At 63.7% G+C, this 14,889-nt stretch carries 15 protein-coding genes; 9 read left to right on the top strand and 6 right to left on the bottom strand.

The genetic code is table 11. The annotated features are described in order from the left end of the window. The first annotated feature begins 5 nt into the window (after nt 1-5). From ACWTU9_RS25070 to ACWTU9_RS25055, 4 genes are read left to right on the top strand one after another with little or no spacing between them, the layout of a single operon-like run. Entirely contained in the window at nt 6-848 is an 843-nt protein-coding gene (locus tag ACWTU9_RS25070; protein WP_455860642.1) for a carbohydrate ABC transporter permease, read from the top strand. A gap of 34 nt (nt 849-882) precedes the next feature. Beyond that, nucleotides 883-1,704, top strand: coding sequence for a sugar phosphate isomerase/epimerase family protein (locus ACWTU9_RS25065; RefSeq protein ID WP_455860641.1), 822 nt, complete (start codon nt 883-885; stop codon nt 1,702-1,704). Nucleotides 1,705-1,708: 4 nt separating this feature from the next. Continuing rightward, complete coding sequence (locus tag ACWTU9_RS25060; RefSeq protein ID WP_455860640.1) at nt 1,709-2,437, top strand: ribulose-phosphate 3-epimerase; 729 nt, start codon at nt 1,709-1,711, stop codon at nt 2,435-2,437. Further along, nucleotides 2,434-3,456: an ROK family protein gene (locus ACWTU9_RS25055; RefSeq protein WP_455860639.1), complete on the top strand. Its 1,023-nt coding sequence runs from the start codon at nt 2,434-2,436 to the stop codon at nt 3,454-3,456. The genes ACWTU9_RS25060 and ACWTU9_RS25055 overlap by 4 nt, the downstream gene beginning before the upstream one ends. A 61-nt stretch (nt 3,457-3,517) precedes the next feature. On the opposite strand, the gene ACWTU9_RS25050 is transcribed toward ACWTU9_RS25055, so the two are convergent. From ACWTU9_RS25050 to ACWTU9_RS25040, 3 genes are all read right to left on the bottom strand, one after another. Beyond that, nucleotides 3,518-3,856 carry a hypothetical protein gene (locus ACWTU9_RS25050; protein ID WP_455860638.1) on the bottom strand — a complete coding sequence of 113 codons (339 nt, stop codon included), beginning with the start codon at nt 3,854-3,856 and terminating at the stop codon, nt 3,518-3,520. Nucleotides 3,857-3,921: 65 nt separating this feature from the next. Continuing rightward, nucleotides 3,922-4,197, bottom strand: a complete 276-nt coding sequence (locus ACWTU9_RS25045) for a hypothetical protein (protein ID WP_455860637.1) — start codon at nt 4,195-4,197, stop codon at nt 3,922-3,924. A 91-nt stretch (nt 4,198-4,288) separates the two neighbouring features. Then, the gene (locus ACWTU9_RS25040; protein ID WP_455860636.1) at nt 4,289-5,206 is read right to left on the bottom strand and encodes a LysR family transcriptional regulator; all 918 of its coding nucleotides are present in this window, start codon (nt 5,204-5,206) and stop codon (nt 4,289-4,291) included. Nucleotides 5,207-5,305: 99 nt separating this feature from the next. On the opposite strand from ACWTU9_RS25040, the gene ACWTU9_RS25035 reads away from it, so the two are divergent. The 3 genes from ACWTU9_RS25035 to ACWTU9_RS25025 all read left to right on the top strand — a co-directional run bounded on the left by ACWTU9_RS25035 (nt 5,306) and on the right by ACWTU9_RS25025 (nt 7,486). Further along, on the top strand, nt 5,306-5,944 hold the full coding sequence (locus ACWTU9_RS25035; RefSeq protein WP_455860635.1) for a DsbA family protein: 639 nt from the start codon (nt 5,306-5,308) through the stop codon (nt 5,942-5,944). 37 nt (nt 5,945-5,981) lie between these two features. Then, the gene (locus ACWTU9_RS25030; RefSeq protein WP_455860634.1) at nt 5,982-6,590 is read left to right on the top strand and encodes an NAD(P)-dependent oxidoreductase; all 609 of its coding nucleotides are present in this window, start codon (nt 5,982-5,984) and stop codon (nt 6,588-6,590) included. Nucleotides 6,591-6,748: 158 nt separating this feature from the next. Then, nucleotides 6,749-7,486, top strand: a complete 738-nt coding sequence (locus ACWTU9_RS25025) for an SDR family oxidoreductase (RefSeq protein ID WP_455860633.1) — start codon at nt 6,749-6,751, stop codon at nt 7,484-7,486. Here ACWTU9_RS25025 and ACWTU9_RS25020 read toward each other — a convergent pair. Beyond that, on the bottom strand, nt 7,437-8,372 hold the full coding sequence (locus ACWTU9_RS25020) for a LysR family transcriptional regulator (RefSeq protein ID WP_455860632.1): 936 nt from the start codon (nt 8,370-8,372) through the stop codon (nt 7,437-7,439). The genes ACWTU9_RS25025 and ACWTU9_RS25020 overlap by 50 nt on opposite strands. A 223-nt stretch (nt 8,373-8,595) precedes the next feature. On the opposite strand from ACWTU9_RS25020, the gene ACWTU9_RS25015 reads away from it, so the two are divergent. Both ACWTU9_RS25015 and ACWTU9_RS25010 read left to right on the top strand, forming a co-directional pair. Further along, nucleotides 8,596-9,663: a pyridoxal phosphate-dependent aminotransferase gene (locus tag ACWTU9_RS25015; protein WP_455860631.1), complete on the top strand. Its 1,068-nt coding sequence runs from the start codon at nt 8,596-8,598 to the stop codon at nt 9,661-9,663. A 31-nt stretch (nt 9,664-9,694) separates the two neighbouring features. Then, on the top strand, nt 9,695-10,600 hold the full coding sequence (locus tag ACWTU9_RS25010) for an allantoinase PuuE (RefSeq protein WP_455860630.1): 906 nt from the start codon (nt 9,695-9,697) through the stop codon (nt 10,598-10,600). A gap of 26 nt (nt 10,601-10,626) precedes the next feature. Here the strand turns inward: ACWTU9_RS25010 and ACWTU9_RS25005 are convergent, their stop codons facing one another. After that, the gene (locus tag ACWTU9_RS25005; protein ID WP_455860629.1) at nt 10,627-13,047 is read right to left on the bottom strand and encodes a GcvT family protein; all 2,421 of its coding nucleotides are present in this window, start codon (nt 13,045-13,047) and stop codon (nt 10,627-10,629) included. Between the two features lie 145 nt (nt 13,048-13,192). Then, entirely contained in the window at nt 13,193-14,851 is a 1,659-nt protein-coding gene (locus tag ACWTU9_RS25000) for an ABC transporter substrate-binding protein (protein WP_455860628.1), read from the bottom strand. Nucleotides 14,852-14,889: the final 38 nt, after the last annotated feature.

Genomic DNA, 14,889 nt, shown 5'->3' with positions numbered 1-14,889 from the left:
CAACCATGAGGAAAAGGCACACACCGAAAGACAGGCTGATCACCGTCGCCCTCCATGTCGCGCTTGCCGCAGGGCTCTTTTTCGCGGCCTTCCCGATCTACTGGATGCTCAGCAGCTCGTTCAAGTCGAATACCGAAATCTTTGCCCTGCCGCCAACCATCCTGCCGAAGGCCTTCACGCTGGAAGCGTATGCAGCCATTCTTGGCGACCCGGTAAAGCTGCGCTTCTTCTTCAACAGCTACTTCGTGGCGGGAGCGGTGACCGTGCTGACCGTGCTGATAGCCTTGCTGGCGGCCTATGGGTTCAGCCGCTTCAACTTCCGCGGCAAGGGCAGCCTGAACACACTCATCATCAGCACGCAGACGATACCGCCGATCACGCTTCTGATCCCCTTCTTCGGGCTTGTCGTCTCATATGGCATCTTCGACACCTATGTCGCACTGATCCTGACTTACCTGGTGTTTACGCTGCCCTACGCGATCCTGCTGATGACGGGATATCTGAACACCTTGCCCCGCGATCTCGATGAAGCGGTGGCGGTCGACGGCGGCACCAGTTGGACAGCCCTTTGGCGGGTGATCGTCCCGATTTCACTGCCTGGCATCGTGGCGACCTCGGTCTACACATTCCTGTTGTGCTGGAACGAGTTTCTTTTTGCGCTGACGCTGACGAAGTCGACGTCCATGCGAACCGTCCCGATCGGCATCCAGCTGTTGATGGGGCAGCACGCCTTCGAATGGAACCAGATGATGGCGATGAGCGTGCTCGGCTCGCTACCGCTCTTGGTTATCTACCTCGTTGCCCAGAGGTTCTTCCTCGCCGGCATGACCGCGGGCTCGGTCAAGTAGGATGTTCCACGGAGCAGTATCAAGGAATGAAAGGATGATCGTGAAAGACCTGAAAGTCGGTTGCCAAACCTTTACCTGGGAAATGCTCGGAGACCGTTTTGCCGGCGGTCCCGACGATCTGTTGAAGGCGATCGCCGATGGCGGCTACGCCGGCATCGAGATCACCGACACGATGATCGGCCGCTATGCCGGCAAGCCGGCCGAGTTCGCCGTCGCGCTGAAATCATCCGGGCTGACGCTGGTGTCCTTCGCCTTCGGCTCGAAGAGCGGCTTTACGTTGCAAGATCAGATCGGCACCGACCTCGAAACGGCGCAGCGCTGGATCGACTTCGCCGCCGCATTTCCCGGCGCGCTGGTGTCGATGGGCTCGGCCACCGTCGTCTCCGACGGCCCGCGCGACGACAAATTTGCCATCGCCGCCGAGGTTTACAACAGGGCCGGCGAACTCGGGCGGAAGGCCGGCGTCCAGGTCGCGGTGCATCCGAGCTCGCATCACAACACGCTGCTGTTCGACCGCGCCGACTACGACCGCATCTTTGGCCTGATCGACGCGTCGCTGGCCGGTTGGGTGCCTGATACCGGCCACATCTTGCGCGGCGGTCAGAACATGGCCGACACGCTCACCACCTATCGTGACCGCATCCGCTATGTGCACCTGAAGGATGTCGATGCCAGCGGCACCTGGGCGATGCTCGGCAAGGGCGTCTGCGATACGGCGAAAGTAATCGAGATCGCCAGCGCCGCACCCAACTTCAACGGCTGGCTGGTGCTGGAGGAGGAATCTGAGACCGCGGCCGCCGATCCGGCCAAAGCAGTCAAGACCAACCGCCAGACCATGCGCGGCTACGGAGCCTGAGACGATGACATCGAGCAAATCGCTGTCCGGCCCTGCCGCAATCGCCGCCTTGCCGCGCAACCGGCTGATCGGCGAGTTCTCGCTGTGGTCGGCTGACCTCGCCAATATGGAGCGCGACCTCAAACGCATCGAAGCCCATGCAGACATGCACCATATCGATGTCGCCGACGCCCGCTTCACTCCTGGCTTCCTGTTCTTTCCGGATCTGGTGGCGCGCATCGCAAAGCTGACGGCGAAGCCCATTCATGTGCATCTGATGGTCGAGGCCGAGATCGTCGAGGCACAGACGCGGCAGTTCATCGAGGCCGGCGCCGATCTGATCAGCGTCCATGCCGAAAATGGCGAAGCCGGTCTGCGCGCCGTGCGGCTGGCGCATGAACTCGGCGCCGAAGCCGGTGTCGTGCTGCGGCTGGAAACGCCGGTCGCGGCTGTCGCGCCCTTTCTGCCGAAGGTGGCGTTCGTGACGCTGCTTGGCACCTCGATCGGCGTCAAGGGCCAGAGCCTGTCGGAGCAGGCGTGCCCACGCCTGATCGAGGCGCGCGCGCTGATGCGCAAAGCCGGCCGTGAAGCCGACATCGTGCTTGCCGCCGATGGTGGCATCCGTCACGAGACCGTGCCGCTGCTGCGCGCCGCAGGTGCGGAAACCGTGGTGCTGGGCTCGTTGGCCTTCGGCGACCCCGACCTTGCCCAGCGCATGGCCTGGTTGGGCGGGCTGGAGGTTGCCGCCTGGTGAGCAAGCTTGCACTCGCCTTCGATCTCGGCGGCACGGCGCTGCGCGGCGCGCTGGTCGAAAGCGATGGCCGTATTGTAGCTCATGCCTCGGCGCCGACGCTTGCCGGCGCGGGCTCGGAGGCGGTGATCGGCCAGATCATCGCGCTCGCCGGCGATCTCATGGCGCAGCAGCCGCAGGCCGAAATTGCCGGCATCGGCGTCGGCGCGCCCGGCCCGCTTGACCCCAAGGCGGGGATCGTGATTGCGCCGCCGACGCTGGCCGGCTGGCACGACGTGCCGCTGATCGACATTCTGGGGCAGCATTTCGGCCTGCCGGTGCGGCTGGAGAACGACGCCAATGCGGCAGCGCTCGGCGAATGGCGCTTCGGTGCCGGACGCGGCAGCGGATCGCTAGTGTTCGTCACCGTGTCGACCGGTATCGGCGGCGGCGTCGTGGCGGACGGCCACATCTATCACGGCAGGCGCGGACTGGCGGCCGAGATCGGCCACATGACCATCACCGGCGAAGGCGACCGCTGCTTTTGCGGCGCCATCGGCTGCTTCGAGGCCGTCGCTTCGGGAACCGCGCTCGGACGCCGTGCCACGCGGCTGACCGCGCGGGGCGACGGCTCGCTGCTGCGGCGTCTATCGAATGACGGCGACGTCTCTGCCAGGCATGTCGTCGACGCCGCGCGGGCCGCCGACGCCGACGCTCTCGACCTGATCGAGGCGGAAGCCAAATGGCTGGGCATAGGTTTCACCAATCTTTTGCACCTCTATTCGCCCGATCTGATCGTGATGGGCGGCGGTTTGTCCAACGGCTTCGACCTGCTGGCGCCGTCGATCGCGGCGGTCGTCCAGCAGCGGGCGATGCCGGCCTACCGCGACGTGCCGATCGTGCAGGCCGAGCTTGGCGACCGCGCAGGGCTGATCGGCGCCGCCAGCCTGATCCTGTGGGAAGGCGAACCGGGTTTGCCACTGGCGATGGCCCAGGACGACAGCGGCACGACCGCCGATGCCAGGGAGGCAAGCCATGGCTGAGCTCAAATTGCGCGGCGCGCAAATCCTACGTTAGCGCTTTGCGTTCCCGTGGGCTGGATGCTTACTCTTCTGCGCTCCAGGCAGAGTACTTTCGGATCATCTGCCGCTTGTCTTCCGACAAGCCCACAAGGAGATTCTCTTCGAGATAGCCTTGCCTGATGAGACTGGCGATGACCTCTATAAGCCGGGAGCAGCGATAGTCGAAGAGCTGGTCGAGCTTGCGTCGCTGTTGCCGCAAAAAGTCTTCGACTTCCCACATCTCGGACGGCGTCGTCGCTGCGCCAACCTTGCTTTTCAGATCGGCCATCGTCTTGTCGAGCGCCACCTTCAGTGCCTCATCATAGGCGCTGCGGGCGACCTTCCTTTCGGACGAAGACCAGTGTTGATCGGCGAAAGTCATCGAAATATCCCACCAGGGTAACTAGCGTTGCAGGCCGAAGACGGAAGACACCGCCGTCGTCGCGCCTACTTCCCGCAATGGTGGTCGTTGATCTTGTTCAACGCATTCGCGTCCGGGCCGATCCGGTCATAGGAGCAGGGGCCGGCCGCCGTGGTGATCAGCATTTTGTCATAGTAGCGCGCGCCGCCGAACAGGGCGTAGAGGAGGTCGCGATGGGCGGGAACGTAACGTTCTGGCTCCGGCTGACGATGACGATGCTTTTCCTTGGCGATGGCCGCGCTGGAGAGGCTTAAGCCGACAGCGAGAGCAAGCGCGCAGGTCGCAAGGATCTTGGTGGTCATCGGCAGTGCCCTTCTGACAGTTCGGAATCGCAGCATATCCAAAAGTGCTGGGCGCACAAAGGTTCCCTGATCGCCCAGACCAGCATCGAAATCAGTCCGCAACGACGCTTCGCGCGCGCCGCCTTTCAGCCGCCACCAGCAGGTCGACAAAGGCGCGCACCTTGGCCGGCCTGAAGCGCGCCGGCGGAAAGACGGCATGAATGCCGCCAGACGGCAAGGTCCAATCCGCGAACACCCGCACCAGCCGGCCCCGCGTGATGTCGTCGGCGACGCTGTAGTCGGGGAAGATGCCGAGCCCGATGCCGGCCAGCACGCAGGACAGCACGCCCGGTGTCTTGTCACAGCTGACCACCGGATTGAGCTCGGCCAGCACCGTTTCTTCGCCATTCGAAAACAGCCACTGGCCGACGCCGCGCAATTGCGCATTGGCGACCCAGGGCAGTGACTTCGCCAGCCTGGGGCTGGCATCCTTCGGCAGCCTGGTAGCGAGGTCCGGGCTGGCGACGACGAATTGCTGCAGGCTGCCCAACCGCCGCGCCAGATTGCTGGAATCGGCCAGCCAGCCGACGCGGATGCCGAGGTCGATCTGCTCGTCGACCAGATTGCTGACGGCGTCATCGAAGATCGTCTCGACCCGCATTTTCGGATACTTTCGGAGATAGGCGGCGATGGTCGGCGCCACGACCTTCTCGCCATAGTCCAGCGGCGCCGTCAGCCGCAGCATCCCGGTTGGTTTCGAGGCGCTCTGCGAGATGTCGCCATAGGCGGCTTCGGCCTCGCGCAGGATGATGGCTGCCCGGTCGTAGAACAGGCGCCCCTCCTCCGTCGGCGCAACGCGCCTTGTCGTGCGCCGCAGCAGCGTCGCGCCCAACTCCTGCTCGAGCTTACCGACCTGATGACTGACCACAGCCTTGGCGACATCGAGCCGGTCTGCTGCCGCTGTGAACGAGCCTGTCTCGACCACGGTGGTGAAGTAGACGAGCCGGTTGAGGTTCAGAAGCTCGGTCATGACCTAATTGTCTGATTCTATCAGACAGTCTGTACGATTGATCGCCATTTTTCGCAAGCCGCTTGCCTGCCATTTATCCGGCAACCAATGAGGCTTGCCGTGACCGAAGCAAATGTGACCTATCTTTTCGATCCGCTCTGCGGCTGGTGCTATGGCGCCACACCGATGCTGGACAGGCTGGCCGACAGCGGCATTGCACTCGAGCTTGTGCCGACCGGGCTGTTTTCCGGCGCGGGCGCACGGCCGCTGGATGCAGGCTTTGCCGCCCATGCCTGGTCGAACGACCAGCGCATCGAGAGGCTGAGCGGACAGCGTTTCACCCAGGCCTATCTCGACAAGGTGCTCAATGTCAGCGGCACCTTGCTCGATTCCAGCGCCGCCACGCTCGGCATTGTTGCGGCAGGTCTCGACGAGCCGCGCCGGCGGCTGGCTGCGCTCAAGGCGATCCAGCGCGCCCGCTACGTCGATGGCCGCGATATCGTCACGGTCGAAGGCGTCGCCACGGTGCTGACCGATGCCGGGATGAGCGATGCAGCCGTGATGCTGAAGGCGCCGACCGACGCATTGATGACGGCGTATCGCGATCTTTTAGGGCGCGGCCGGTCGCTGTTCCAGCGGCTCAACGCCAATGGCGTGCCGGCGCTCGCGGTGGTCGGCCCTTCGGCGCCCTGCCTGATCGGCGCCAACGCGCTGTTCGGCAGCTACGACAATCTCGTCGCCCATATCCAGGCGGCGTGATCCGGCAAGACATCCTCCCAACGAAAGGAAAATCGGAATGAAAATCGCACTTATCGGCGCGTCCGGCCAGGTCGGCTCACGCCTGCTGAAGGAACTCTCCAACCGCGGCTACGCCATTACCGCCATTGCCCGCAACCCGGAGAAGATCGCGGCTCTTCCGGGCGTAATCGCCAAGAAGGGTGACGTCTTCGACAAAGACGGCCTTGCCGCCTTGATCAAGGGCCATGACGCGGTGATCTCGTCGGTGCATTTCCTCGACAGCGACCCCGACACGCTGATCGCGGCGGTTCGTGCTTCCGGCGTAAAGCGCTACCTCGTCGTCGGCGGCGCCGGCAGCCTCGAAGTCGCGCCAGGCAAGCGCCTGGTCGATACACCCACCTTCCCCGCGATATACAAGGCCGAGGCGCAGAAGGGCGCCGACTTCCTCGACACGCTGCGGACGGTCAATGATCTCGACTGGACCTTGCTGTCGCCGTCGGCACTGTTCGTTGCCGGCGAGCGGACCGGCAAATACCGGCTGGGCAAGGATACGCTGCTGACGTCAGACAAGGGCAGCAGCATTTCCTTCGAGGATTACGCCATCGTCATGGCCGACGAGATCGAAAAGCCCAAACACATCCGCCAGCGCTTCACGGTCGGCTACTGATCGCACTGGTGCATAGGTAGCCACTCGACGGAGTGGCTCGCGTCCCATCGACGATAGCGCCATCGGAGCTTCCGATGGCGCTATCGTTTTCTTCCGTTTCCGCTCCTGCCGCCGGTCTGCGAAATCTCGCCCGAAACGGTTCAGGATCGGAACGGAACATGGCAGATACGGAAATCGCGAAATCAAAAATCGTCATTGTCGGTGGCAGTTCCGGCATGGGCCTGGCGCTGGCAAGGCGCTCTCTGGACGCCGGTGCCGAAGTCATCATCGTCGGGCGCAACGCGGACAAACTAGAGCGCGCCGGCAAGACGTTGCAGAACCCAGCCAATCTGAACGTCATCGCAGCCGATATTGCACAGGAAGATCAGGTCGCCGACCTGTTCGGGCGCATCGGCCGGCTCGACCATATCGTCAGCACGGCGGCCGATATCGAAGGCGCCTATGAATTGCTGCCCGCAATCGACCTGAGGGCCGCCCAGAGGGTGGTAAAAAGCAAACTCTACGGGCCGCTGCTGCTCGCCAAACATGGCGCGCCGCGGCTTTCAGCCAACGGCTCCATCATTTTCACCTTGGGGATTGCCGCTTACCGGCCGGCGGCGCGCGGCTCGGTCGTCGCCGCTGTCAATGCAGCGCTGGAAGGGCTGGTGCGGGCGCTGGCGGTGAAACTGGCGCCGATCCGGGTCAACGCCGTCTCGCCAGGCTGGGTCGACACGCCGATCTGGCACTTCGTTGCCGGCGACAAGAAGGACGAGACGCTTGATGCAATGGCCAAGCGCCTGCCGGTCGGGCGCGTCGGACAACCGGACGACATCGCCGACGCCATCGCCTTCCTGATGGGCAACGGCTTTACGACAGGGACGGTTCTGCATGTCGAGGGCGGTCACCGGCTGATCTGACCGGCGCGAAAGTCTTGGCCGCCGCCAGCAGCAGTTTCAGCGCCGGCTGCTGCACCCGGCGGCGGCGCCAGATCATGACCAGCGACGCTGTACAGACCGAACCCGGCCACGGCAGTTCGACGATCTCGCCGCGATCGAGCGCATCGGCGACCGCAAGCCGCGGCACAAGGCCCATGCCGACACCGCTCGCCACCAGACCCGCAATGGCCCCGATGCTGCCGACTTCGGCGGCAAGTCTTGGCGCTGCTACACCTGTTTCCGCAAAGGCCGTGTCGAACAGATGCCGGTAGACGCATCCGGTTTCCGTCGCCACGAAACGCAGCGCTGCGAGCGCGGCAAGGTCGTTCTGTAGCGATACAGCCGCATCTTCGGCGGAGGCGACAAGGACCAACGGCTCGGCTGTTAGCGTGCGTCGGGTCAGGCGTTCGTCGAGCCCACCTTTGTCGAAACAGAAGGCCACGTCGATCTCGCCCTCTTCGAGCTGCCGCAGCAGGGCATCGCTGCCGGCGATTTTCAGCCGCAGACCGATCTCCGGATGATCGCCTCGAAAGGCCGCCAGCCATTGCGGAAGTTTTACGGCGGCGATCGTCTCCAGCGCGCCGACCGTCACCGTCGCGGCGGTCGTTCCCGTTATTACCTCGACAGCAATTCGCGCCTCGTCCGCCAGCTGTAGAATCTCTTCGGCATAGGGTTTCAGCACTTCGCCGGCCGCCGTCAGATCGAGGCCTTGGCGTGAGCGGATGAAGAGGGCAACGCCGAGTTCGCTTTCCAGTGACTGGATCTGGTCGCTGACGCTCGACTGCGCCAGATGAACCTCCCGCGCTGTGCGGGTGATGTTGCGGTGCCGCGCCACGGCGAGGAACGTCTTGATCAATCTTGGATGCATGCCGTTTCCGGACCCGTTGTCTCGAACATTTCGGGTCTTGCCCGGCCTTTTGCAACCATTGACGCCGATGCCCATCCGATTGCGCGGACAGAAGGGCCAGAATTTCGCGGCCATTGCGCGGCGAGTTTTTGCTTGTGAACAGGCCGGCGGCTTGTAGCTTGCTCGAAAGCCGGTCCGACGGAGGCAGTTCGGGGGAAATGAGCGTCATCAGGATTGTTCTGATATGCCGCTGAAGGCTGCCGCCCATATCGAGGCGATGTCGGCCTTCGCGCTGGCGAACTTCGGCGGCAATGACCGGCCGACGCTTGCCCAGAACGAGAGCGCCTTCCCGCCAAGCCCCAAAGCGATCGCCGCCGGCCAGGACGCGATCGCGCGCAGCCACCTCTATCCCGATCCGGATTGGACCATGCTGCGCGAAACGATCGCGCAGGTCTATGACGTCGAGCGCGAGCTGATTTTGTGCGGCGCCGGTTCGATGGACCTGATCAGCTGCACCATCGCGGCATTTGCCGGCCCAGGCGACGAAGTGCTCGCCACCGCCTATGCCTATAATTTCGCGGCCTCCGCCGCCTCGCGTGTTGGTGCTGCCTACGTCAAGGCGGCGGAGCGCGACTTCGTCGTGTCCGTCGACAGCATTCTCGCCGCCGTCACGCCGGCGACGCGGATCGTCTTCGTCTGCAATCCCGGCAATCCGACCGGCACCCGAATCCGCAATGCCGAACTATTGCGCCTGCGCGCCGGATTGCGCGGCGACGTGCTGCTGGTGATCGACCAGGCCTATGGCGAGTTCGACGACCAGGATCCGCAGCCCGTCTTTGCGCTCGTCACGCGCGGCGACACCGTCGTGCTGCGCAGCCTTTCCAAGGCCTATGGGCTGGCCGGCGCGCGGGTCGGCTGGGGATTGTTTCCGCCTGACGTCGCAACCGAAATCCGCAAGCTGCAGAACTCCAACCAGGTCACCACGCCAAGCCTCGCAATGGCTGTCGCGGCAATCGACGACCAGGCCTATATGCGCGAGACGGTGGCGCGCACGGCCGCGATCCGCGGCCGCTTTGGGCAGGATCTGAGAGCAGCCGGCTACGGCGTTCCCGAAAGCCGGACGAATTTTGTGCTCATCCGCTTCCCCGACACGGCCACAGCGGTGGCCGCAGACACCGCCTTGCGCGGCGCCGGCATCATCGTGCGCAGCCTCGGCGGCTACGGCCTGAGCGATTGCCTGCGCGCAACGGTTGGCCCGCAGGACATGATGGACAGGGCGCTGCGCATCCTGACCGACCTGCGCGGCGGGTGACTTTGCGATGAGATTCGAGGAGATCTGAGCGATGCCATATCTGCCGGCCCGTGACTTCATCGGCTACGGCGAAAACCCTCCTGCCGCAGCGTGGCCCGGTGGCGCCAAACTGGCGCTCAACATCGTCGTCAACTACGAGGAAGGCGCTGAATACAGCATCGACGAGGGCGACGGTGTTTCCGAGACGATCCTGTCGGATCTTGCCGTATCTCCAGCGGTACCCGGCTTGCGCAACCGCAACATGGAATCGCTCTACGAATATGGCTCGCGCGTTGGTGTCTGGCGGCTGGCCGCGCTGTTCAAGGACAAGGGCATCGTTCCGACTTTCTACGTCGTCGGGCGGGCGCTGGAACTCAACCCGGCCGCCGGCAAGGCGATTGCGGAACTCGGCAGCGACATCGTCTGCCATGGCTGGCGCTGGATCGACTATGCGCCGCTGAGCGAGGAGGAGGAACGCAAGCACATCGCCATGACCGTCGACACGGTGAAGCAGATCACCGGTATCCACCCGCTCGGCTGGTACACCGGCAGGCCCAGCCTCAACACAAGGCGGCTGGTGGTGGAGCATGGCGGCTTCCTGTTCGACTGCGACGACTACAATGACGACCTGCCCTATGTCGTCGACGTCGATGGCAAGCGGCATCTGGTGGTGCCGCATTCGTTCGACAACAATGACAGCCGTTTTTCGCGCGGCTCGGGCCTGGAGACCGGCAGCCAGTTCTACGACTATGTCAGCGACGGAGTGGACTGGCTATTGGCCGAGGGCCAGACGACACCGCGCATGATGACGGTGTCGCTGCACTGCCGGCTGGCCGCACGGCCCGGCCGCATGATCGGGCTCGCCCGCTTCCTCGACAAGATCAAAGCCAATCCCGACATCTGGATCTGCCGCCGTTCCGACCTCGCACAGCATTGGCTCGACCGGTTCGGCGGCTGAGCTTTCACCCCAGCCTAATCGCCTGCTTACGCCCGCAGCCGCTTGCCTTCGGGATCGAAGGGCGGCTCGCTCAACAGCACCGCGTCATGCGGCCTGCCGAGGATCGCGACCGACACCTTGTCGCCTGCCTTGGCGGAACCTGCCTTGACATAGCCGAGCGCCAGCGACTGCTCGACGAAGTAGCCGTAGGCGCCTGACGAGACCTGGCCGATCGGCGTGCCATCGGGCAGGAAGATCGGCTCGCCGCCGGTGGCGTCGGCATCGTTGGCGGCGATCGACAGCATGATCAGTTGATCGCGCGCTGGCTTGTCGGCGATTGCCGCATAGGCGTCGCGGTTGAGGAAGTCGCCCTTGTCCATCTTGACGAGGCGATCGAACTTGACCTCCTGCGGCCAATATTCGGGGGAGTATTCGCGACTCCAGCTGCCATAGCCTTTTTCGACGCGCAGCGACATCAGCGCGCGCGAGCCGACCGGGCCGGCGCCGACCTCTGAGCCAGCCTTGAGCAGCGCGCTGTAGAGTTCGATCTGGTTGGCGGCCGGGCAATAAAGCTCCCAACCGAGATCGCCGGTGAACGAGACCCGCAATGCCACCACGTCGACGCCGCCAACCGTGATCCGGCGCGAGCGCATGAATGGAAATGCCTCCGTCGACAGATCGGCATTGGTCAGCCGCTGCAGCAATTCGCGCGACTTCGGACCGGCGACGTTGAAGCCTGCCAACTCCTCCGTGCGCGACCGGACGGTCGTGCCCTCGGGCAATGGAACCGCCTTGAAGAACCTTTGGTGGAAGCGCTCGGCCATGCCGGAGCCGAACACCATGAACTCGTCTTGGCCAAGCTTCGTCACGGTAAAGTCACCGGCAATGCCGCCGCGCTTGCCGATCAGCGGCGTCAGACAGGAGCGGCCGATTTCGGCCGGCATGCGGTTGGCGAACAGCGAATTCAGCCAGGCCTCGGCGCCTGGCCCTTTGACCTCGTATTTGGCGAAGTTCGAGACGTCGATGATGCCCGCATGCTCGCGCAGCATGCGTGCCTCGCGGCCGACCGGGCCCCACCAGTTCTGCCTGGTAAAGCCGTTCGTCTCCTCGCGCGGCTCGCCCTCGGCGGCGAACCACAGCGGATGCTCCCAGCCGAAGTTGAGGCCGAAGACCGCGCCCATCTGCTTCTGCATCTCGTAGGCAGGGCGCGTGCGGACCGGGCGCCCGGCAGCACGCTCCTCATTGGGGAAATGGATCTTGAAGCGGTGGCTGTACTGGTCCTGCACGCGGGCCTTGGTGAAGGCCTTGCCGGCCCAATGGCCGAAGCGCGCCATGTCCCAGGCGAACATGTCGAGCGACGGTTCACCTTCGATCATCCACTCGGCCGCCAGCTTGCCCATGCCGCCGGATTGCGAGAAGCCGGGAATGATGCCGTTGCAGCAGAAATAGTTCCGCAATTCCGGCGCCGGCCCGAACAGCACCGCGCTGTCGGGCGACCAGATCATCGGGCCGTTGATGACGCGCTTGACGCCCGCCTTGCCGACCGCCGGCACACGCGCAATGGCGCGCATCATATTGTCCTCGATGCGGTCGAGATCGTCGGGAAACAGTTCGTGGCCGAAGTCGAGCGGCGTACCGTCCTCGGCCCAGAACTTCATGTTGCGCTCATAGGCGCCGATCAACAGGCCGAGGCCTTCCTGGCGCAGATAATATTCGCCGTCGCGGTCGGCGACCGAGGGCAGCCGGCGGCCCATGGCAGCGATTTCAGGGATGGTCTCTGTGACGAAATACTGATGCTCGGTCGGGATCAGCGGCAGTTGCAGGCCGGCCATGGCGGCGACCTCGCGGCCCCACAGGCCGGCGGCGTTGACCACCCAGTTGGTGCGGATATCGCCCTTCGGCGTGCGCACGATCCAGCTGCCGTCGGGCTGCGCTTCGGTCGCGGTGACCGGCGTGAAGCGGTGGATTTCGGCGCCACGCTGGCGCGCGCCTGCCGCATAGGCGGCCGTCACCCCGGAGGGATCGACATTGCCGCCTTCCGGTTCGTACATGATGCAGCGTATACCGTCGAAATTGACCAGCGGATGCAGCCGTTCGGCTTCGTCGCGGCCGACCTCGTAGAAATTCATCTTGTAGCGCCGCGCCTTGGCTGCCTGCAGCCTCAGCTGGTGTTCGCGCGCTTCGGTCTGGGCGAGATAGAGCGAGCCTGGCTGGAAGATGCCGCAGCCTTGCCCGGTCTCCGTCTCCAGCTCCTTGTAGAGCGCCATGGTGTAGTGCTGCAGGCGGCTGATGTTGGTGGAGTCATGTAGGCCGTGAATGTTGGCGGCCGCGTGCCAGGTGGAGCCGGAGGTCAGTTCGTCGCGCTCCAGCAGCACAACATCGGACCAGCCGAATTTGGCGAGGTGATAGAGGATCGAGCAACCGATCAGGCCGCCACCGATGACAACGGCTTGTGCATGGGTACGCATATTCGGATTTCTTCCCTTTGTTCGGCGACCGTCTTGTTGTGCTTCCAACCGCGCATTGCGATTGCGCTGTTCCGGTAGATGAATTCGTCTCGTCGCCTTGGCGAAACTCCAAGGGGCGATCAAGCGGCCCCCTGGATATTTCTGCTCAGGCCTTGTCGAGCCAGACCTTCTCCAGCTGCAGTTCGAACGTCTGATGCATCTTGAGGTTTTTCACATAGGTGGCGTGATGGCGGTAGAGCGAACGCCAGAATGACTGAACCAGAACGCCAGAATCCTGCAGGACGAACTCGACGTCCTTCATCAGCTCCTTGCGCTTGGCCGTATCGGCGATGGCGAGTGCTGCATTGAGCTTCTTGTCGAACTCCGGATTGGCGTAGGCCGTCTCATTCCAGGCCTCACCGCTGCGATAGGCAAGCGCCAGCACCTGGACGCCGAGCGGACGCATGCCCCATTCGGTGGTCGACCACGGATATTTCGTCCAGTCGTTCCAGAACGAGGTGCCCGGGATGATCGTCCGCTTGACCTTGAAGCCGGCCTCGCGCATCTGCGCGGCAACGACGTCGGCAGGGTCCTTCACATAGTCCGAATCGTAGGAGATCAGTTCGAACTCATGATCCATCTGGCCGGCCTCGGTCATCAGCGCCTTGGCCTTGGCGAGGTCACGCGGCACTTTCGGCAGTTCATAATATTCGGGATGGATCGGGCAGACATGGTGATTTTCGGCGACCTGGCCAAGGCCACTATAGCCGAGCTTCAGCACCGTTTCGTTGTCGACGGCGAGCTGGATGGCGTTTCGCACCCGTTTGTCGTCATAGGGCTTGTTGCTGACGTTGGTGCGCAGCACGATCGTTCCGGCTGTGACGACGGATTCCTTGACCAGACCCATGCCGTTATAGAGGTCCACCGTGCCGCCGACGGTCTGATAGTTGCAGTCGATCTCGCCGGCTTCGAAGGCGCTGGCAATGGCCGGGTTTGAAGCGTCGGTGCCGTAGTCGGTCCAGTCGACACCGTCGAGATAGGTTTCGCCGCCAAACCAGGTGAAATCCTTGCGGCGCCGCACCGAGGCCGAGTCGCCTACCTTGTAGGAGATGAGTTCATACGGGCCGGTGCCGGGCGTCTTGGTCATGTCGGCGCCGTTCTTGTCGAAGTCGCGGTGGACGATGATGGCGGGATAGTCGGCGAAGCCGGGGATGATGGTGACATCGGACTGGCCGCATTTGAGCTTCACCGTGTGATCGTCGACCTTGGTGATGGCACCGGCGATCGCCTTTTTGGTGGCAGGATCGATCAGCGTGGCCATGCGGCCGGCCATCGAATTGCCCTCGGCCGCCTTGTCGCACCAGCGTTCGATGTTGAAGACGATGTCGTCGGCGTTGAGCTCGTCCCCGTTCGACCACTTCACGCCCTTGCGCACATGCAGCGTGTATTCGGTGGCGTCGTCGCTGACGTCCCAGCTTTCGATGAGATGGCCCTCGAAGGTGAAGTCCTGGGTGTAGCGGATCATGTAGTCGTTGCACTGGCGCAGCACATTGGCCATCTCCGACCAGTCCCATGTGCGCGGGTCCTTCATGTCCTTGATGATCATCTGCATCTTGAGGATGCCGCCCTTCTTGCCGGGCTCCAGCGTTGCAGCCTCGGCCGGCGTGGGAAGGCCGGCCATTGCGTAGGCGAACGTCGTCGAGGCGCCCATGGCGCTCGCCATGGCAAGGAATTCGCGGCGGTCCATCCTGCCGCTTCTGACTTCATCTGCGTAGCTTTCGATGACCGCCGGGACGCGGTCACCGTTGCTCCTGAAAAGTGCCATTGTTGCTTCTCCGGTTTGGGCTTTCCGCCCGTTCATTC

It is taken from the genome of Mesorhizobium sp. 128a (genome assembly GCF_053848025.1).
The sequence above is the reverse complement of the archived record's forward strand: the minus strand, read 5'-3'. Positions and strand labels throughout refer to the sequence as shown.